The organism is Streptomyces sp. NC-S4 (assembly GCF_054353315.1).
This window is the reverse complement of sequence record NZ_CM135937.1, coordinates 1,759,941-1,779,436: the sequence shown is the minus strand read 5'-3', so window position 1 is coordinate 1,779,436 and position 19,496 is coordinate 1,759,941. Positions and strand designations below refer to the sequence as shown.

Genomic DNA, 19,496 nt, shown 5'->3' with positions numbered 1-19,496 from the left:
CGCCGGAAAGGGAAAGCGCGAAAGCGAAATACCTGGAAAGCACCGAGGAAGTCGGACACGAAAGAGTCTGATAGAGTCGGAAACGCAAGAACAGAACGAAAGCCCGGAGGAAAGCCCCAGCGGATGTCGCGGGGGTGAGTACAAAGGAAGCATCCGTTCCTTGAGAACTCAACAGCGTGCCAAAAATCAACGCCAGAAGTTGATACCCCGTCCACTCCGGTGGATGAGGTTCCTTTGAAAAAGACCTGTGAGGCTTCCTCGTGAAGCACTTGCAGGCAACAACACAGCGAGGACGTTGTGGCGCGTCGGTCATATTCCGACATGACGTGCCCGCTCTAAGTGATGTGTGCACCCGATTACGGGTAAACATTCATGGAGAGTTTGATCCTGGCTCAGGACGAACGCTGGCGGCGTGCTTAACACATGCAAGTCGAACGATGAAGCCCTTCGGGGTGGATTAGTGGCGAACGGGTGAGTAACACGTGGGCAATCTGCCCTTCACTCTGGGACAAGCCCTGGAAACGGGGTCTAATACCGGATACCACTCCTGCCTGCATGGGCGGGGGTTGAAAGCTCCGGCGGTGAAGGATGAGCCCGCGGCCTATCAGCTTGTTGGTGGGGTAATGGCCCACCAAGGCGACGACGGGTAGCCGGCCTGAGAGGGCGACCGGCCACACTGGGACTGAGACACGGCCCAGACTCCTACGGGAGGCAGCAGTGGGGAATATTGCACAATGGGCGAAAGCCTGATGCAGCGACGCCGCGTGAGGGATGACGGCCTTCGGGTTGTAAACCTCTTTCAGCAGGGAAGAAGCGAAAGTGACGGTACCTGCAGAAGAAGCGCCGGCTAACTACGTGCCAGCAGCCGCGGTAATACGTAGGGCGCAAGCGTTGTCCGGAATTATTGGGCGTAAAGAGCTCGTAGGCGGCTTGTCACGTCGGATGTGAAAGCCCGAGGCTTAACCTCGGGTCTGCATTCGATACGGGCTAGCTAGAGTGTGGTAGGGGAGATCGGAATTCCTGGTGTAGCGGTGAAATGCGCAGATATCAGGAGGAACACCGGTGGCGAAGGCGGATCTCTGGGCCATTACTGACGCTGAGGAGCGAAAGCGTGGGGAGCGAACAGGATTAGATACCCTGGTAGTCCACGCCGTAAACGTTGGGAACTAGGTGTTGGCGACATTCCACGTCGTCGGTGCCGCAGCTAACGCATTAAGTTCCCCGCCTGGGGAGTACGGCCGCAAGGCTAAAACTCAAAGGAATTGACGGGGGCCCGCACAAGCGGCGGAGCATGTGGCTTAATTCGACGCAACGCGAAGAACCTTACCAAGGCTTGACATATACCGGAAAGCATTAGAGATAGTGCCCCCCTTGTGGTCGGTATACAGGTGGTGCATGGCTGTCGTCAGCTCGTGTCGTGAGATGTTGGGTTAAGTCCCGCAACGAGCGCAACCCTTGTCCTGTGTTGCCAGCATGCCCTTCGGGGTGATGGGGACTCACAGGAGACCGCCGGGGTCAACTCGGAGGAAGGTGGGGACGACGTCAAGTCATCATGCCCCTTATGTCTTGGGCTGCACACGTGCTACAATGGCCGGTACAATGAGCTGCGATACCGTGAGGTGGAGCGAATCTCAAAAAGCCGGTCTCAGTTCGGATTGGGGTCTGCAACTCGACCCCATGAAGTCGGAGTCGCTAGTAATCGCAGATCAGCATTGCTGCGGTGAATACGTTCCCGGGCCTTGTACACACCGCCCGTCACGTCACGAAAGTCGGTAACACCCGAAGCCGGTGGCCCAACCCTTGTGGAGGGAGCTGTCGAAGGTGGGACTGGCGATTGGGACGAAGTCGTAACAAGGTAGCCGTACCGGAAGGTGCGGCTGGATCACCTCCTTTCTAAGGAGCACAGTACCGATTGCAGACAAACGTTCTGCACGGTCAGCTCATGGGTGGAACGTTGATTAGTTGGCATCTTCGGATCTGATGGTTCTCGAGTACTGCTTCGGCGTGGAAAGAGAAGACGGACGAACGAGGATGCCTGGCACGTTGTTGGGTCCTGAAGGTACGGCCGTAAGGTTGAGATCTTCAGTGCCGGCCCCAGTGAACTCGCCAGCTTGTCTGGTGGGGTGATGGGTGGCTGGTCGTTGTTTGAGAACTACACAGTGGACGCGAGCATCTGTGGCCAAGTTTTTAAGGGCGCACGGTGGATGCCTTGGCACCAGGAACCGATGAAGGACGTGAGAGGCCGCGATAGGCCCCGGGGAGCTGCCAACTGAGCTTTGATCCGGGGGTGTCCGAATGGGGAAACCCGGCAGTCGTCATGGGCTGTCACCCACTGCTGAACACATAGGCAGTGTGGAGGGAACGAGGGGAAGTGAAACATCTCAGTACCCTCAGGAAGAGAAAACAACCGTGATTCCGGGAGTAGTGGCGAGCGAAACCGGATGAGGCCAAACCGTATGCGTGTGATACCCGGCAGGGGTTGCGCATGCGGGGTTGTGGGAATGAGCTTTCACAGTCTGCCGGCTGTGAGGCGAGTCAGAAACCGTATGGATAGGCGAAGGACATGCGAAAGGTCCGGCGTAGAGGGTAAGACCCCCGTAGCTGAAATCTGTACGGCTTGCTTGCTCATCTCCCAAGTAGCACGGGGCCCGAGAAATCCCGTGTGAATCTGGCGGGACCACCCGCTAAGCCTAAATATTCCCTGGTGACCGATAGCGGATAGTACCGTGAGGGAATGGTGAAAAGTACCGCGGGAGCGGAGTGAAATAGTACCTGAAACCGTGTGCCTACAAGCCGTGGGAGCGTCGGATACAGCTTGCTGTATCTCGTGACTGCGTGCCTTTTGAAGAATGAGCCTGCGAGTTAGCGGTGTGTAGCGAGGTTAACCCGTGTGGGGAAGCCGTAGCGAAAGCGAGTCCGAACAGGGCGATTGAGTTGCACGCTCTAGACCCGAAGCGGAGTGATCTAGCCATGGGCAGGTTGAAGCGGAGGTAAGACTTCGTGGAGGACCGAACCCACCAGGGTTGAAAACCTGGGGGATGACCTGTGGTTAGGGGTGAAAGGCCAATCAAACTCCGTGATAGCTGGTTCTCCCCGAAATGCATTTAGGTGCAGCGTCGTGTGTTTCTTGCCGGAGGTAGAGCACTGGATAGGCGATGGGCCCTACCGGGTTACTGACCTTAGCCAAACTCCGAATGCCGGTAAGTGAGAGCACGGCAGTGAGACTGTGGGGGATAAGCTCCATGGTCGAGAGGGAAACAGCCCAGAGCATCGACTAAGGCCCCTAAGCGTACGCTAAGTGGGAAAGGATGTGGAGTCGCAGAGACAACCAGGAGGTTGGCTTAGAAGCAGCCACCCTTGAAAGAGTGCGTAATAGCTCACTGGTCAAGTGATTCCGCGCCGACAATGTAGCGGGGCTCAAGCGTACCGCCGAAGTCGTGTCATTGCAGCAGAAGCCCCAACGGGTGTTGTGATGGGTAGGGGAGCGTCGTGTGCCGGGTGAAGCAGCAGCGGAAGCTAGTTGTGGACGGTTCACGAGTGAGAATGCAGGCATGAGTAGCGATACACACGTGAGAAACGTGTGCGCCGATTGACTAAGGGTTCCTGGGTCAAGCTGATCTGCCCAGGGTAAGTCGGGACCTAAGGCGAGGCCGACAGGCGTAGTCGATGGACAACCGGTTGATATTCCGGTACCCGCTTTGAAACGCCCAATATCGAATCAGGCGATGCTAAGTCCGTGAAGCCGTTCCGGACCCTTCGGGGAAAGGAAAGTGGTGGAGCCGACGAACCAGACTTGTAGTAGGTAAGCGATGGGGTGACGCAGGAAGGTAGTCCAGCCCGGGCGGTGGTTGTCCCGGGGTAAGGGTGTAGGCCGAGGGGTAGGCAAATCCGTCCCTCATATAAGGCTGAGACCTGATGCCGAGCCGATTGTGGTGAAGTGGATGATCCTATGCTGTCGAGAAAAGCCTCTAGCGAGTTTCATGGCGGCCCGTACCCTAAACCGACTCAGGTGGTCAGGTAGAGAATACCGAGGCGTTCGGGTGAACTATGGTTAAGGAACTCGGCAAAATGCCCCCGTAACTTCGGGAGAAGGGGGGCCATCACTGGTGATCGGACTTGCTCCGTGAGCTGGGGGTGGCCGCAGAGACCAGCGAGAAGCGACTGTTTACTAAAAACACAGGTCCGTGCGAAGCCGTAAGGCGATGTATACGGACTGACGCCTGCCCGGTGCTGGAACGTTAAGGGGACCGGTTAGTGACCTTTCGGGGTTGCGAAGCTGAGAACTTAAGCGCCAGTAAACGGCGGTGGTAACTATAACCATCCTAAGGTAGCGAAATTCCTTGTCGGGTAAGTTCCGACCTGCACGAATGGCGTAACGACTTCTCGACTGTCTCAACCATAGGCCCGGTGAAATTGCACTACGAGTAAAGATGCTCGTTTCGCGCAGCAGGACGGAAAGACCCCGGGACCTTTACTACAGTTTGATATTGGTGTTCGGTTCGGCTTGTGTAGGATAGGTGGGAGACTTTGAAGCAGCCACGCCAGTGGTTGTGGAGTCGCCGTTGAAATACCACTCTGGTCGTGCTGGATGTCTAACCTCGGTCCGTGATCCGGATCAGGGACAGTGTCTGATGGGTAGTTTAACTGGGGCGGTTGCCTCCCAAAGGGTAACGGAGGCGCCCAAAGGTTCCCTCAGCCTGGTTGGCAATCAGGTGTTGAGTGTAAGTGCACAAGGGAGCTTGACTGTGAGACCGACGGGTCGAGCAGGGACGAAAGTCGGGACTAGTGATCCGGCGGTGGCTTGTGGAAGCGCCGTCGCTCAACGGATAAAAGGTACCCCGGGGATAACAGGCTGATCTTCCCCAAGAGTCCATATCGACGGGATGGTTTGGCACCTCGATGTCGGCTCGTCGCATCCTGGGGCTGGAGTCGGTCCCAAGGGTTGGGCTGTTCGCCCATTAAAGCGGTACGCGAGCTGGGTTTAGAACGTCGTGAGACAGTTCGGTCCCTATCCGCTGTGCGCGTAGGAATATTGAGAAGGGCTGTCCCTAGTACGAGAGGACCGGGACGGACGAACCTCTGGTGTGCCAGTTGTCCTGCCAAGGGCATGGCTGGTTGGCTACGTTCGGGAGGGATAACCGCTGAAAGCATCTAAGCGGGAAGCCTGCTTCAAGATGAGTATTCCCACCTCCTTGAGAGGGTAAGGCTCCCAGTAGACGACTGGGTTGATAGGCCAGATGTGGAAGCCCGGTAACGGGTGAAGCTGACTGGTACTAATAGGCCGAGGGCTTGTCCTCAGTTGCTCGCGTCCACTGTGTTAGTTCTGAAATAACGAACAGCTGTGAAAACACCAGCGTTCTAAATTTCATAGTGTTTCGGTGGTCATAGCGTTAGGGAAACGCCCGGTTACATTCCGAACCCGGAAGCTAAGCCTTTCAGCGCCGATGGTACTGCAGGGGGGACCCTGTGGGAGAGTAGGACGCCGCCGAACTTTTATTGTGGGAGAGCCCCGCACCTTATGGTGCGGGGCTTTTCTGCGTTCAGGACACGTGTGCGGTCTCCTGTAGGGTCAGGGGGCATCGAACGACCACATTTCTACAGTCACAGTGGAGGCCCCCGGGTGGAGGTCCAGGAGACTCGGGTTCAGACTGACCGAATTTTCACCATTCCGAACATCCTGAGCATGGCTCGCCTGGCCGGCGTGCCCCTGTTCTTGTGGCTGATCCTCGCGGAGTACGACGGGTGGGCCCTGGCCGTCCTCATGCTCAGCGGGATCAGCGACTACCTCGACGGGAAGCTCGCACGGCGCTGGAATCAGATCAGCAAGCTCGGCCGGCTGCTCGACCCTGCCGCGGACCGGCTGTACGTCCTCTCGACGCTCTTCGGTCTGACTTATCGCGGGATTCTGCCGCTGTGGCTCACCGGAGCGTTGCTCGCGCGCGAGCTGATGTTGCTGGTCATGGTGTGGATCCTGCGTCGTCACGGATATCCGCCGCCGCAGGTCAACTTCCTCGGCAAGGCCGCCACCTTCAACCTGATGTACGCGTTTCCCTTGCTGCTCCTCAGTGACGGAAGCGGCTGGTTGGCCTGGTTGGCGTCAGTTTTCGGATGGGCGTTCGCTGTATGGGGTACAACCCTCTACTGGTGGGCAGGAATCCTTTACGTGGTTCAAGTCCGCCGTCTGGTCAAGGCTGACACCACGGCCGATTGAGCCCGCCCGGCGCCGGATGACGCGGAGGAGTTGCGGAGTCACCGCCCGAGACGGGTGAGGGTCGGCACGACTGTCGTCTCCCAAGGAGGACTCTTCCGACATGAAGGCCGTCGTGATGGCCGGTGGCGAGGGCACGCGTCTTCGCCCCATGACCTCGAGCATGCCCAAGCCGCTCCTGCCGGTGGCCAACCGGCCGATCATGGAGCACGTGCTCAGGCTGCTCAAGCGTCATGGGCTCAGCGAGACCGTGGTCACCGTGCAGTTCCTGGCGTCACTCGTCAAGAACTATTTCGGGGATGGCGAAGAGCTCGGAATGGAGCTCACCTACGCCCACGAGGAGAAGCCACTCGGGACCGCCGGCAGCGTGAAGAACGCCGAGGAGGCACTGAAGGACGATGCCTTCGTCGTCATTTCCGGCGATGCGCTCACCGACTTCGACCTCACCGACCTGATCCGCTTCCACAAGGAGAAGGGCGCCCTCGTCACGGTGTGCCTGACCCGGGTGCCGAACCCGCTGGAATTCGGCATCACGATCGTGGACGAGGAGGGCAAGGTCGAGCGGTTCCTGGAGAAGCCGACCTGGGGACAGGTGTTCTCGGACACCGTCAACACCGGCATCTACGTCATGGAGCCCGAGGTCTTCAACTACGTGGACCCCGACGTCTCCGTCGACTGGTCCGGTGACGTCTTCCCCCAGCTGATGAAGGAAGGCCGGCCCATCTACGGCTACGTCGCCGAGGGCTACTGGGAGGACGTCGGCACGCACGAGAGCTACGTCAAGGCGCAGGCCGACGTGCTCGAGGGCAAGGTCCAGATCGAGATGGACGGCTTCGAGATCTCCCCGGGGGTGTGGATCGCCGAAGGGGCCGAGGTGAGCCCCGACGCGGTGCTGCGCGGGCCGCTGTACATCGGGGACTACGCGAAGGTCGAAGCCGGCGCGGAGATCCGCGAGCACACCGTCATCGGGTCGAACGTCGTCGTCAAGGGCGGGGCCTTCCTGCACCGTGCCGTCGTCCACGACAACGTCTACATCGGACCCCACAGCAACCTCCGCGGCTGCGTCATCGGCAAGAACACCGACATCATGCGGGCCGCGCGGATCGAGGACGGGGCCGTCATCGGTGACGAGTGCCTCGTCGGTGAGGAATCGATCGTCCAGGGCAATGTGCGGGTCTATCCGTTCAAGACCATCGAGGCCGGCGCCTTCGTCAACACCTCGGTGATCTGGGAGTCCCGCGGCCAGGCGCACCTGTTCGGCGCCCGTGGGGTCTCCGGGATCCTGAACGTGGAGATCACCCCGGAGGTGGTGGTCCGGCTCGCCGGCGCGTACGCCACGACCCTGAAGAAGGGGGCGATCGTCACCACGGCCCGTGACCACTCCCGGGGCGCCAGGGCGCTCAAGCGTGCCGTGATCTCCGCGCTCCAGGCCAGCGCCATCAACGTACGGGACCTGGAGAACGTACCGCTGCCGGTGGCACGGCAGCAGACCGCGCGCGGCAGCGCCGGCGGGATCGTACTGCGGACCTCGCCGGGTGTGCCGGACTCCGTGGACATCATGTTCCTGGACGAGCGGGGGGCGGACCTCTCGCTCCAGGGGCAGCGCAAGCTGGACCGGGTGTACGCGCGCCAGGAGTACCGGCGGGCGTTCCCCGGGGAGATCGGAGACCTGCAGTTCCCGGGCAGCGTCTTCGACGCCTACACCGGATCGTTGCTCCGGCGGGTGGACACCACCGGTATCGGGGACGCCGGGCTCAAGGTGGTCGTGGACGCCTCGAACGGAAGCGCCGGGCTCGTCCTGCCCAGCCTGCTGGGACGGCTCGGTGTGGACGCGCTGACGATCAATCCCGGGCTCGACGAGTCCCGGCCGACGGAAACCAGGGAGTCCCGGCGGGCCGGGCTGGTGCGGCTGGGGGAGATCGTGGCCTCGGCACGGGCGGCCTTCGGCGTCCGGTTCGACCCGGTGGGCGAGCGGATCTCCCTCGTGGACGAGCGCGGGCGGATCATCGAGGACGACCGGGCGCTGCTCGTGATGCTCGACCTGGTGGCGGCGGAGAAGCGCAGCGGCAAGGTCGCGCTGCCGGTGACCACGACCAGGGTGGCCGAGCAGGTGGCGGCCTACCACGGTACGCAGGTCGAGTGGACGACGACCTCGCCCGACGACCTGACCCGGGTGGGGCGGGCGGAGAACACCATCTTCGGAGGAGACGGCCGGGGCGGCTTCATCGTTCCGGAGTTCAGCAGCGTCTTCGACGGTTCGGCCGCCTTCGTGCAGCTGCTCGGGCTGGTGGCGCGCACGCAGCTCACGCTGAGCCAGATCGACGCCCGGATCCCGCGGGCCCACGTGCTCAGGCGGGACGTCTCGACGCCGTGGGCGGTGAAGGGGCTCGTCATGCGGCGGGTCGTGGAGGCGGCCGGCGACCGGCAGGTGGACACCACCGACGGGGTGCGGGTGGTCGAGGCCGACGGACGGTGGGCGCTGGTCCTGCCGGATCCGGCGGAAGCGGTCACGCACCTGTGGGCCGAGGGGCCCGACGACGGCACCGCGCAGGCCCTGCTCGACGAGTGGGCGGGCGTCGTGGAGGGTGCCGGGCAGTGAGTGCCGACGTGCGATGAGGCAGGGCGGAAGTCCGGTGGGCCGGGTGCGGGGAGTGCCTGCCCGGCCCACCGGATGGACGCATTGGGTGACTGCGCTGCCGACATGCGACGATGTGCGGCATGTCGCAGCCGCCCCACAACCGGACTCCGGCGTCTCCTGTGCCCGCGCGCCCGGACGCTTCCATGTCGCTGCTGACGCACGTGATGGACCACAGTCTCGACGAGGGCTACGCGGAGGCCGCGGCCCGGCGCGAGGCCGAGGGTACGGCGGGTCTGCCGCGGACCCTCAAGGCCAAATTGGGGCTCGCCGCCGGGCTCGTCGTCACCGCCATGGTCGTCACGCTCGGCGCGGCGGAGGCCCGGATAGCCGCGCCGACGCTGGCCAAGGAGCGTCAGGAACTGATCGACCGGGTGGAGCGGGCGGACGACCGCGCGCACGGCCTGGAGCGTGACATCGACCGCCTCAGGACCGATGTCGCGGCCCGCCAGCGTGCGGCGCTGAAGCAGCCCGGCGGGGGCCAGGGCGAGCTCGTGGCCCTGCTGGCGGGCGCCACGGAGGTCCACGGGCCGGGGATCAAGCTGGTGGTGGACGACGCCAAGGGCGCTTCGTCGGGCGGCGGTGGCAAACCGCGCGAGAGCTCTGGCTTCTCGGACACCGGCCGGCTCCGTGACCGTGACATGCAGAAGATCGTCAACGGGCTCTGGCAGTCCGGGGCGGAGGCCATCTCCATCAACGGGCAGCGGTTGACGGAACTCTCGGCGATCAGAGCCGCGGGTGACGCGATACTGGTCGACAACAGGCCGCTGGTGCCGCCGTACGAAGTGCTGGCGGTGGGGGACAAGAAACGGCTCGGCACGGCCTTCCAGGACTCGGCGGACGGACAGTACCTGCACGTGCTGCAGGAGAGCTACGGGATCCGTTACGCCCTGTCTCCGGCGGACGACCTGCGGTTGCCGGCCGCGTCGAGCCTGACCGTACGTACAGCAACACCGGCAGAGCAGCAGAAGGGTGCATCGTGATCGCGGTACTGGGCCTCTTGGCCGGAGTGGTGGCCGGGCTTCTGGTCCGGCCCGAGGTGCCGGCCGTGGTGGAGCCATATCTGCCGATCGCCGTGGTGGCGGCACTGGACGCGGTGTTCGGCGGCCTCCGCGCGATGCTGGACGGCATCTTCGTGGACAAGGTCTTCGTGGTGTCGTTCCTGTCGAACGTGGTCGTGGCCGCGCTGATCGTCTTCCTCGGTGACAAGCTCGGGGTCGGCTCGCAGCTGTCCACGGGTGTGGTCGTGGTCCTGGGCATCCGCATCTTCTCCAACGCCGCGGCCATCCGCCGGCACGTGTTCCGGGCGTGAGGCCGATGAGTACGAACGACAGCCCCGAGGAGCAGGGGGGCGCGGGCCGGCCGCCGGAGCCGCCGAAGGACCCGGAGACCCCGCAGCCCGCGAAGGCGCCGGAGACCCCGCAGCCCCCGGTGACCCCGCAACCCCCGAAGCCGCCGCAGTCCCCGGAGCCCCTGCTGCCGCCGCGGTCCCCGGAGCCCCCGCAGTCGCCACAACCTCCGCCGTCGCCGGAACCGCAGGAGCCTTCGGAGCCGTCCAAGGAAGTACCGGGGCAGCCGGAGGAGACCGGCCGGCAGCGGCTCGCGGCCGGGCTGTGGCCGCCGCGGGTGAGCCGGGCCCAACTGATCGTTGCGCTGCTGCTGTTCGTGCTGGGACTGGGTCTGGCGATCCAGGTCCGGTCGAACAGCGACTCCAGCGCGCTGCGCGGGGCCCGCCAGGAGGACCTCGTACGGATCCTCGACGAGCTCGACGGGCGGACCAAGCGACTGGAGGACGAGAAGCAGCGGCTGGAGGACCAGCGCAAGGAGCTGGAGAGCAGTTCCAATCAGGCCGAGGAGGCCCGCAAGCAGACGGTCGAGAAGGAACGCCAACTCGGCATCCTGGCCGGTACGGTGGCGGCCCAGGGGCCGGGCATCACGCTGAAGATCACGGATCCCACGGGTCAGGTGCAGTCGGACCAGCTGCTGGACACGCTCCAGGAGCTGCGGGCGGCCGGGGCCGAGGCGATCCAGATCAACGGGGTGCGCATCGTGGCGGGCTCGTACTTCTCCGACGAGAACGGCGGGGTCTCCATCGACGGCAAGAAGATCACACAACCCTATGAGTTCCGGGTGATCGGCAAACCACAGGATCTGGAGCCCGCGCTGAACATCCCCGGCGGTGTCGTCCAGACGCTGGAGAAGGAGCAGGCCACCGTCGCCGTCACACGGTCGGCGAAGATCGTTGTGGATGCCTTGCGGGCTGCGAAGCAGCCTGACTACGCTCGGTCGTCATCGTGATGATTCGGAGTGAAGGATCGAGCGGCTCACGCGGGCGGATGCCTGCGGGGGGTCGGCGCACCGAAGTCGCGGTGCGTGGTGGAAACTGTCTGGTGGTTACGGACGTTGTCAGAATGTCCGGGTCGGCAGGTGTCTGCATTCGGAGTTCGTCCTGCCCCACGGGCGGGTCTGTTTCAGTCAAGGGGAATCGCCCGTGAAGTTGTTTGAGAAGTTGTTCGGCAAGAAGAACCGTGAGGAAGGCGGCGCGGCACGGCATCGCGCCGGGCACGGGGACGTGGAAGGGCAGGGCGACCGGCCGCTCTTCCGCGACGAGGTCGCCGGCGCGGGTGATGTTCCCGGTGCCCCCGGCGCGTCGGCTGTTGACCCTGCTGGTACCGGACGCATAGGTTTCGGTGAACCATCAACCTCAAGTGCGGGTGGAGGGTTTGCCCCCGACCCGTATGCCACCAATGCATCCGCGGGGCATCCGCGGCGCGAGGAGCCGTCCATGTCGGCCGAGCAGATTTGCAGCAGGTGCGGACACCGCAGCGATGCGGCCAGTCGGTTCTGCTCGAACTGCGGCGCGCCGCTGCGGGCGGGTCTGACGCCGGAGCGTGCCTCGGAGACCACGTCCACGATCTCGATCTCGGGCCTCGAGGCCTATGAGGCCGAGGTGTCCGGACAACCGCACGTGTCGTCCTCCTCGCTGTCCCCCGAGGCGCAGGCCGCGGTGGAAGCGCTGCCCTCCGGTTCCGCTCTGCTCATCGTGCGGCGCGGCCCCAACTCCGGGAGCCGTTTCCTGCTGGACGGCGAGCTGACCACGGCCGGCCGCCACCCGCAGAGCGACATCTTCCTGGACGACGTCACCGTCTCCCGGCGCCATGTCGAATTCCGCAGGAGCCAGGAAGGCGGCTTCACCGTCGCCGATGTCGGCAGCCTCAACGGCACGTACGTGAACCGTGAACCGATCGACTCCGTCGCCCTGCAGAACGGCGACGAGGTGCAGATCGGCAAGTACCGGCTGGTCTTCTACGCGAGCCTGCGGGGCATCTGACCCTTTTAGGGAAGGTTCCATGCTGCGTACCCCGACCGGCGGTGCCCCGAGAAGTGGCGCCGCCGGCACCGCCGGCCCGGCCGGGCGGCTGGTGAGCATCGGCACGGTGCTCACCACGCTGCGTGACGAGTTCCCCGAGGTCACCATCTCGAAGATCCGTTTTCTGGAGGCGGAAGGGCTCGTCGAACCCCGGCGCACCCCTTCGGGATACCGCAAGTTCAGCACCGACGACGTGGAGCGGCTCGCTCGGATCCTGCGGCTGCAGCGCGACCACTACCTGCCGCTGAAGGTCATCCGCGAGCAGCTCGACGCGCTCGCCCGCGGGGAGCAGGTCCACATTCCGGCGCCCACCGCGCACGTGGACTCCACCGATCCCGCCGGAACGGCCTCGGGCCACGGCGAAGTGGGGCGGGACCGGCCCACCGTGGCCCGGGTGGGCCGGGCCGAGCTGCTCGCGGCCGCCGGGGTGGACGAGGTGCAGCTGGTCGAGTGGGAGTCGTACGGGCTGCTGGCCGAGGGCGCGGACGGCGGTTTCGACGCCGAGGCGGTCACCGTGGCCCGGCTGGTGGCCGACCTGGGCCGGTTCGGGCTGGAGCCGCGGCACCTGCGTGCGATGAAGGCCGCCGCGGACCGCGAGGCGGGCCTGGTGGAGCAGGTGGTGGCGCCGCTGCGCAGGCATCGCAATCCGCAGACGAGGGCTCATGCGGAGGCCACCCTGAAAGAGCTCGCGGGGCTCTCCGTACGGCTCCACGAGGCGTTCGTGCAGACCGCTCTCGGGGTCCGGCTTCCCTGAGGTGGGGGGCCCGACTACCCAAACATGTCGCGCAGGTCCTAGGGTTACTGTGTGAACGAGCTCGACGTTGTGGGTGTCCGGGTGGAAATGCCCTCCAACCAACCGATCGTGCTCCTGCGTGAAGTGGGAGGCGATCGGTACCTCCCCATCTGGATCGGTCCGGGGGAGGCGACCGCCATTGCCTTCGCGCAGCAGGGGATGGCCCCTGCCCGACCGCTGACGCACGACCTGTTCAAGGACGTGCTGGAGGCGATCGGCGAGGAGCTCACCGAGGTCCGGATCACGGATCTGCGGGAGGGCGTCTTCTACGCGGAGCTCGTCTTCGCCAGCGGGGTCGAGGTGAGTGCGCGTCCTTCCGACGCCATAGCCCTCGCCCTGCGGACGGGGACGCCGATCTACGGGAGCGACGGCGTGCTGGACGACGCCGGAATCGCCATTCCGGACGAGCAGGAGGACGAGGTGGAGAAGTTCCGCGAGTTCCTCGACCAGATCTCACCGGAGGACTTCGGCACCGGCCCGCAGTGAGGTGTCGGCCGCGTCGTCCTCGGGGATCCTCAGCGCATTCGATTAGCCTTTCCCCGTAAAGGGACACGGGAAACCACTCTCAGGGTGATTATCACTCGGCGTGCCGAGTGTGGCGATCGTTGACGCACCCCTGGTGACTGCCTACCTTCGAGGTGGGCAGGTCAAGGACGGAGGGTCGGCGTGAGGATCACGGGCGACGGTACGACCGGGGGCACCCCCGCACGGAGTGAGGCTGGGCCGTACCCGCTGCACGGCGGTGCGATCGGTTCCGCCCGCCGTCAGCCGGAATCGACGCCGGTCGGACCGGTGGGCGCGGATCCGGAGCCCGAGCAGATCGGATACCGCGGCCCGACGGCGTGCGCCGCGGCCGGCATCACCTACCGGCAGCTCGACTACTGGTCCCGGACCGGGCTGGTGGAGCCCAGCATGCGGGCCGCCCACGGGGCGGGGACGCAGCGGCTCTACAGCTTCCGCGACGTCGTGGTCCTCAAGATCGTCAAGCGTTTCCTCGACACCGGGGTGGCGCTGCAGAACATCCGCACGGCGGTCCAGCACCTGCACGACCGGGAGCTCTCGGACCTCGAACGGATGACGCTGATGAGCGACGGCGCCACCGTGTACGAGTGCACCTCGCCGGACCAGGTCGTGAGCCTGCTGCAGGGCGGGCAGGGCGTCTTCGGCATCGCGGTGGGCGTGGTGTGGCGCGACGTCGAGAGCGCGCTGTCGCAGTTGCACGGGGAGCGCGTGGACACCGGCGAGACCCTGGTGCGGCACAATCCCGCCGACGAGCTGGCCGCCCGCCGCAACCGGGCCGTCTGACCCGCGTCGGGGCATTGTCAGTGGCGTAGGGCAGCATCGGGCTGTGAGAGCCGCGCCGACCATCCTGCACCTGGACATGGACGCCTTCTACGCCTCCGTGGAGCAGGCGTCGAAGCCGAGCCTGCGGGGCAAGGCGGTCATCGTCGGCGGCCTCGGGCCGCGCGGGGTCGTCGCCACGGCCTCGTACGAGGCCAGACGCTTCGGAGTGCACTCCGCGATGCCGATGGGGCAGGCGCGGCGGCTCTGCCCGAACGGCGCCTGTCTGATCCCCCGCTTCAGCCTCTACCGGCAGGTCAGCGACGTGGTGATGGCCCTGCTGCGGGACCTGTCGCCCCTGGTGGAACCCCTGAGCCTGGACGAGGCCTTCGTGGACCTGGAGGCGGGCGGGGTGGCCTTCGACTCGCGCAGCGCACGGGAGGCGGGGGAGCGGCTGCGTGCGGACATCCGGGCCGCCACGGGGCTCAGCGGGTCGGTGGGCCTGGCCGGGTCGAAGATGCTGGCCAAGGTGGCCTCCGAGGAGGCCAAACCGGCCGGACTGCTGCTGATCGAGCCGGGGACGGAGCGCGAGCTGCTCGCGCCGATGCCGGTACGGACCCTGCCCGGGGTGGGTCCGGCCACCGGCGAGCACCTGCGCCGGGCCGGGATCACCACGGTGGGGGAGCTGGCGGAGGCCGGGGAGGACGAGCTGGTCCGGATGGTCGGCCGCGCGGCCGGTGCCGGGCTGTACCGGATGGCGCTCGGGCTGGACGACCGGCCGGTGGTCGCGGAGCGCGACGCGAAGTCGGTGTCGGTCGAGGACACCTTCGACGTGGACCTGCACGATCGGGTGAGGATCCGCGGCGAGGTCCAGCGGCTCGCCGACCGCTGCGTGCAGCGGCTGCGGGGCTCCGGGCACTCGGGGCGCACGATCGTGCTCAAGGTGAGGCGGTACGACTTCTCCACCCTGACCCGGTCGGAGACCCTGCGGGGGCCCACGGACGACCCCGCGGTGGTGCGGGAGGCGGCGGCGCGGCTGCTGGAGGGCGTGGACACCACGGGTGGGGTGCGGCTGCTCGGAGTGGGGGTCAGCGGGCTGGCGGACTACACGCAGGAGGACCTGTTCGCGCAGTCGCTCGCCGCTGAGCCGGACGGGGCGGAGGGAGCGGATGGGGCGGACGGGCTGGAGGGGGCGGACGGGAACGACGGAGCGGACAGGACGGCCGGGGCAGGAGGGGAAGCCGTGGCGGCAGACGGTGCCCGGACGGCGGCCGGCGGTGCCCAGCAGGCCGCCGAGCCGCCCCGGGGGCCGGAGCCGGCCCCCGAACGGCGCTGGGCGGCCGGGAGCGACGTACGGCATGCCGTGTACGGGCCCGGATGGGTGCAGGGCAGCGGGGTCGGGCGGGTGACCGTGCGCTTCGAGCAGCCCGGCTCGGAGCCCGGCCGGGTGCGGACCTTCCGGGTGGACGACCCCGAGCTGGAGCCGTCCGATCCGCTGCCGCTCGTGGGGGAACAGGCCTAGGCGGGAACAGGCCTAGGCAGCCTAGTTCTCGCCGCCCGCCAGGCGGCCGAAGTCGTGGTCGAAGTCCGACGGAAGGGTCGTGTCCAGTCCGTAGTGGTGGTAGAGCTGCAGCTCCTGTTCGGGGGAGAGGTGGCGCCCGACACCGAAGTCCGGGGCGTCCCTGATGAGGGCGCGTTCGAAGGGCACCCGCAGGGTGTCGCCCACCAGCTCGCTCGGCTCCAGCGGGACGAAGGCGTCCCGGCTGAAGAGCCCCGTCCGGACCGCGGCCCACTCCGGGACGCCCGTGGCATCGTCGAGGTAGACCTCGTCGATCGTGCCGATCTTGGTGCCATTGCGGTCGAACGCCTTTCGGCCGATCAGGCTGCGCGGATCGATGTCGGTCTGCACGGTCCCTCCAAAAGGTCGCAACTGCTCCGTAATGACTACAGAAGTGCATATCCGCAGTGGAGGCCACTCGGGGAGGGTTCAGAACCTCGCTGGTACGCTGGTGAACGGCTGTCGACCCTGTGCGGGAGAGTCCTCCGAGTGAACGAGACGGAGGCGCCGAAGGAGCAAATCCTCCCCGGAATCTCTCAGGCATACGTACCGCACGGACGAGGCCACTCTGGAAAGCAGGGCGGGTACCGGGCGCGCAGTGCCGGTCCCCCTCCTCACCGACGGTGAAAGCCGGAACTCTCGGGAGACCCCCGTGACTCCGGTGAAACTCTCAGGTGCAGATGACAGAGGGGGAGGCCGTCCGGGTGCCCGCGCCGTGGTGCCCCTCGCAGGTCATACGACCAGGAGGCCTCCGTACATGACCGCCAACCGCATTCCGCTCTCCCAGCTGGAGCGAGGCATCCCCTTCGAACAGCGCCACATCGGCCCGGATGCCGAGGCACAGGCGAAGATGCTCGCCCAGGTGGGCTACGGCTCCCTGGACGAACTGACCGCTGCCGCGGTCCCGGATGTGATCAAGACCGCCGAGGCGCTCGACCTGCCCGAGGCGCGCACCGAGGCCGAGGTGCTGGCCGAGCTGCGCTCGCTCGCCGACCGCAACCAGGTCCTCTCGCCGATGATCGGTCTCGGCTACTACGGGACGTTCACGCCGCCGGTGATCCTCCGCAACGTCATGGAGAACCCGGCCTGGTACACGGCGTACACGCCCTACCAGCCCGAGATCTCCCAGGGCCGCCTCGAGGCGCTCCTGAACTTCCAGACGGTCGTCGCCGAGCTGACCGGCCTGCCGACCTCCGGCGCCTCGCTGCTCGACGAGGGCACCGCGGCCGCCGAGGCCATGACCCTGGCCCGCCGCGTGGGCCGGTCCAAGGGCAACGTCTTCCTGGTGGACGCCGACGCGCTGCCGCAGACCATCGCCGTCATCGAGACCCGCGCCGAGCCGATCGGCATCGAGGTCGTCGTCGCCGACCTGTCCGCCGGCATCCCGGCCGAGGTCGCCGAGCGCGGCATCTACGGTGTCCTGGTCCAGTACCCCGGCGCCTCCGGTGCCGTCCGGGACATCAAGCCGGTCATCGACCAGGCGCACGAGCTCGGCGCCATCGTCGCCGTCGCCGCGGACCTGCTCGCGCTGACCCTGCTGACCTCCCCGGGCGCGCTCGGCGCGGACATCGCCGTCGGCACCACCCAGCGCTTCGGCGTCCCGATGGGCTTCGGCGGACCGCACGCCGGTTACATGGCCGTCCAGGACAAGCACGCCCGCTCCCTGCCCGGCCGCCTCGTCGGCGTCTCCGTCGACGCGGACGGCAACAAGGCCTACCGCCTGGCGCTGCAGACCCGTGAGCAGCACATCCGCCGCGAGAAGGCCACCAGCAACATCTGTACCGCGCAGGTGCTGCTCGCCGTCATGGCCGGCATGTACGCCGTCTACCACGGCCCGGACGGCCTGCGGACGATCGCGAGCCGCACCCACCGCTACGCCACCGTGCTCGCCGCCGGTCTGACGGCCGGCGGGGTCGAGATCGTGCACGGCTCGTACTTCGACACGATCACCGCCCGTGTGCCGGGCCGGGCCGCCGAGGTCGTCGCCGCCGCCCGCGAGGGCGGGGTCAACCTGTTCCAGGTGGACGCCGACCTCGTCTCCGTCGCCTGCGACGAGACCACCCTGCGCGCCGACATCGAGGCCGTCTGGGCCGCCTTCGGCGTCACCGCCGACATCGAGGCGCTGGACGCGACCACGGCCGACACGCTGCCCGAGGGCCTGCTGCGCTCGGACGCGTACCTGACCCACCCGGTCTTCCACCAGCACCGTTCCGAGACCGCGATGCTGCGCTACCTGCGCAAGCTCTCGGACAAGGACTACGCGCTGGACCGCGGCATGATCCCGCTGGGCTCCTGCACCATGAAGCTCAACGCGACCACCGAGATGGAGCCGGTGACCTGGCCCGAATTCGGTCAGCTGCACCCCTTCGCGCCGGTGGAGCAGGCCGAGGGCTACCTCACGCTCATCAACGAGCTGGAGGAACGTCTCTGCGAGGTGACCGGCTACGACAAGGTCTCCATCCAGCCGAACGCCGGCTCCCAGGGCGAGCTCGCCGGCCTGCTGGCCGTGCGTGCCTACCACCGGGCGAACGGCGACGAGCAGCGCACCGTCTGCCTGATCCCGTCCTCCGCGCACGGCACGAACGCCGCCAGCGCCGTCATGGCCGGCATGAAGGTCGTCGTCGTCAAGACCGCCGACGACGGCGAGGTGGACACGGCCGACCTGCGCGCCAAGATCGAGCAGCACCGCGACGAGCTCGCCGTGCTGATGATCACGTACCCCTCGACTCACGGTGTGTTCGAGGAGCACGTCGCCGACATCTGCGCCCAGGTGCACGAGGCCGGCGGCCAGGTCTACGTCGACGGCGCCAACCTGAACGCCCTGGTGGGCCTGGCCAAGCCGGGTCACTTCGGTGGCGACGTCTCGCACCTGAACCTGCACAAGACCTTCTGCATCCCGCACGGCGGCGGCGGCCCGGGCGTCGGCCCGGTCGGTGTCCGGGCGCACCTGGCCCCGTACCTGCCGAACCACCCGCTCCAGCCGACCGCGGGCCCGGAGACGGGCGTCGGCCCGATCTCGGCCGCCCCGTGGGGTTCGGCGGGCATCCTGCCGATCTCCTGGTCGTACGTGCGCCTGATGGGCGGCGAGGGCCTCAAGCGCGCCACCCAGGTGGCGGTGCTCGGCGCCAACTACATCGCCAAGCGCCTGGAGCCGCACTACCCGGTGCTCTACACCGGCCCGGGCAACCTGGTCGCGCACGAGTGCATCATCGACCTGCGGCCGCTGTCGAAGGCCACGGGCGTGAGCGTCGACGACATCGCCAAGCGTCTGATCGACTACGGCTTCCACGCGCCGACCATGTCCTTCCCGGTCGCCGGCACGCTGATGATCGAGCCGACGGAGTCCGAGGACCTCGCCGAGATCGACCGCTTCTGCGACGCGATGATCGCCATCCGCGGTGAGATCGAGCGGGTCGCGGGCGGCGAGTGGCCGGTGGACGACAACCCGCTGGCGAACGCCCCGCACACCGCGGCGGCGCTGGGCGGCGAGTGGAGCCACCCGTACACCCGTGACGAGGCCGTCTTCCCGGGCGGGGTCACGGCCGCCGAGAAGTACTGGCCGCCGGTGCGCCGCATCGACGGTGCGTTCGGCGACCGCAACCTGGTGTGCTCCTGCCCGCCGCTGGACGAGTACGACGCCTGAGGTGAACC

12 protein-coding genes, 3 rRNA genes and 1 riboswitch are annotated in these 19,496 nt (G+C 66.4%); of the genes, 14 read left to right on the top strand and 1 reads right to left on the bottom strand.

Going from position 1 to position 19,496, the window contains the following annotated elements:
* The first annotated feature begins 369 nt into the window (after nucleotides 1-369).
* The 13 genes from ACXNSR_RS07465 (at nucleotide 370) to ACXNSR_RS07405 (ending at nucleotide 15,809) form a co-directional block, all read left to right on the top strand.
* Nucleotides 370-1,893, top strand: a 16S ribosomal RNA gene (locus tag ACXNSR_RS07465).
* 284 nt (nucleotides 1,894-2,177) lie between these two features.
* Nucleotides 2,178-5,297, top strand: a 23S ribosomal RNA gene (locus tag ACXNSR_RS07460).
* Between the two features lie 77 nt (nucleotides 5,298-5,374).
* A 5S ribosomal RNA gene (gene rrf / locus ACXNSR_RS07455) occupies nucleotides 5,375-5,491 on the top strand.
* Together the 16S, 23S and 5S rRNA genes form the textbook arrangement of a ribosomal RNA operon.
* A 129-nt stretch (nucleotides 5,492-5,620) precedes the next feature.
* Nucleotides 5,621-6,211 carry a CDP-alcohol phosphatidyltransferase family protein gene (locus ACXNSR_RS07450; RefSeq protein ID WP_458641357.1) on the top strand — a complete coding sequence of 197 codons (591 nt, stop codon included), beginning with the start codon at nucleotides 5,621-5,623 and terminating at the stop codon, nucleotides 6,209-6,211.
* 100 nt (nucleotides 6,212-6,311) lie between these two features.
* Complete coding sequence (locus ACXNSR_RS07445; protein WP_266598910.1) at nucleotides 6,312-8,807, top strand: mannose-1-phosphate guanyltransferase; 2,496 nt, start codon at nucleotides 6,312-6,314, stop codon at nucleotides 8,805-8,807.
* 110 nt (nucleotides 8,808-8,917) lie between these two features.
* Nucleotides 8,918-9,826: a DUF881 domain-containing protein gene (locus ACXNSR_RS07440; RefSeq protein ID WP_458641356.1), complete on the top strand. Its 909-nt coding sequence runs from the start codon at nucleotides 8,918-8,920 to the stop codon at nucleotides 9,824-9,826.
* Nucleotides 9,823-10,155 carry a small basic family protein gene (locus ACXNSR_RS07435; RefSeq protein ID WP_030010496.1) on the top strand — a complete coding sequence of 111 codons (333 nt, stop codon included), beginning with the start codon at nucleotides 9,823-9,825 and terminating at the stop codon, nucleotides 10,153-10,155. The genes ACXNSR_RS07440 and ACXNSR_RS07435 overlap by 4 nt, the downstream gene beginning before the upstream one ends.
* Before the next feature lie 5 nt (nucleotides 10,156-10,160).
* Nucleotides 10,161-11,141: a DUF881 domain-containing protein gene (locus ACXNSR_RS07430; RefSeq protein ID WP_458641355.1), complete on the top strand. Its 981-nt coding sequence runs from the start codon at nucleotides 10,161-10,163 to the stop codon at nucleotides 11,139-11,141.
* Between the two features lie 85 nt (nucleotides 11,142-11,226).
* On the top strand, nucleotides 11,227-12,174 hold the full coding sequence (locus ACXNSR_RS07425; protein WP_458643220.1) for an FHA domain-containing protein: 948 nt from the start codon (nucleotides 11,227-11,229) through the stop codon (nucleotides 12,172-12,174).
* Between the two features lie 19 nt (nucleotides 12,175-12,193).
* On the top strand, nucleotides 12,194-12,967 hold the full coding sequence (gene ftsR / locus ACXNSR_RS07420; protein WP_458641354.1) for a transcriptional regulator FtsR: 774 nt from the start codon (nucleotides 12,194-12,196) through the stop codon (nucleotides 12,965-12,967).
* 51 nt (nucleotides 12,968-13,018) lie between these two features.
* Nucleotides 13,019-13,492: a bifunctional nuclease family protein gene (locus tag ACXNSR_RS07415; protein ID WP_030009777.1), complete on the top strand. Its 474-nt coding sequence runs from the start codon at nucleotides 13,019-13,021 to the stop codon at nucleotides 13,490-13,492.
* 180 nt (nucleotides 13,493-13,672) lie between these two features.
* Complete coding sequence (locus ACXNSR_RS07410; RefSeq protein ID WP_458641353.1) at nucleotides 13,673-14,311, top strand: MerR family transcriptional regulator; 639 nt, start codon at nucleotides 13,673-13,675, stop codon at nucleotides 14,309-14,311.
* A gap of 43 nt (nucleotides 14,312-14,354) precedes the next feature.
* Nucleotides 14,355-15,809 carry a DNA polymerase IV gene (locus ACXNSR_RS07405; RefSeq protein ID WP_458641352.1) on the top strand — a complete coding sequence of 485 codons (1,455 nt, stop codon included), beginning with the start codon at nucleotides 14,355-14,357 and terminating at the stop codon, nucleotides 15,807-15,809.
* Between the two features lie 21 nt (nucleotides 15,810-15,830).
* On the opposite strand, the gene ACXNSR_RS07400 is transcribed toward ACXNSR_RS07405, so the two are convergent.
* Nucleotides 15,831-16,196, bottom strand: coding sequence for a PRC-barrel domain-containing protein (locus ACXNSR_RS07400; protein ID WP_458641351.1), 366 nt, complete (start codon nucleotides 16,194-16,196; stop codon nucleotides 15,831-15,833).
* A 112-nt stretch (nucleotides 16,197-16,308) separates the two neighbouring features.
* Nucleotides 16,309-16,407: riboswitch (glycine riboswitch) on the top strand.
* 195 nt (nucleotides 16,408-16,602) lie between these two features.
* On the opposite strand from ACXNSR_RS07400, the gene gcvP reads away from it, so the two are divergent.
* Nucleotides 16,603-19,488, top strand: coding sequence for an aminomethyl-transferring glycine dehydrogenase (gene gcvP, locus ACXNSR_RS07395; protein ID WP_458641350.1), 2,886 nt, complete (start codon nucleotides 16,603-16,605; stop codon nucleotides 19,486-19,488).
* The last annotated feature ends 8 nt before the right edge of the window (nucleotides 19,489-19,496 follow it).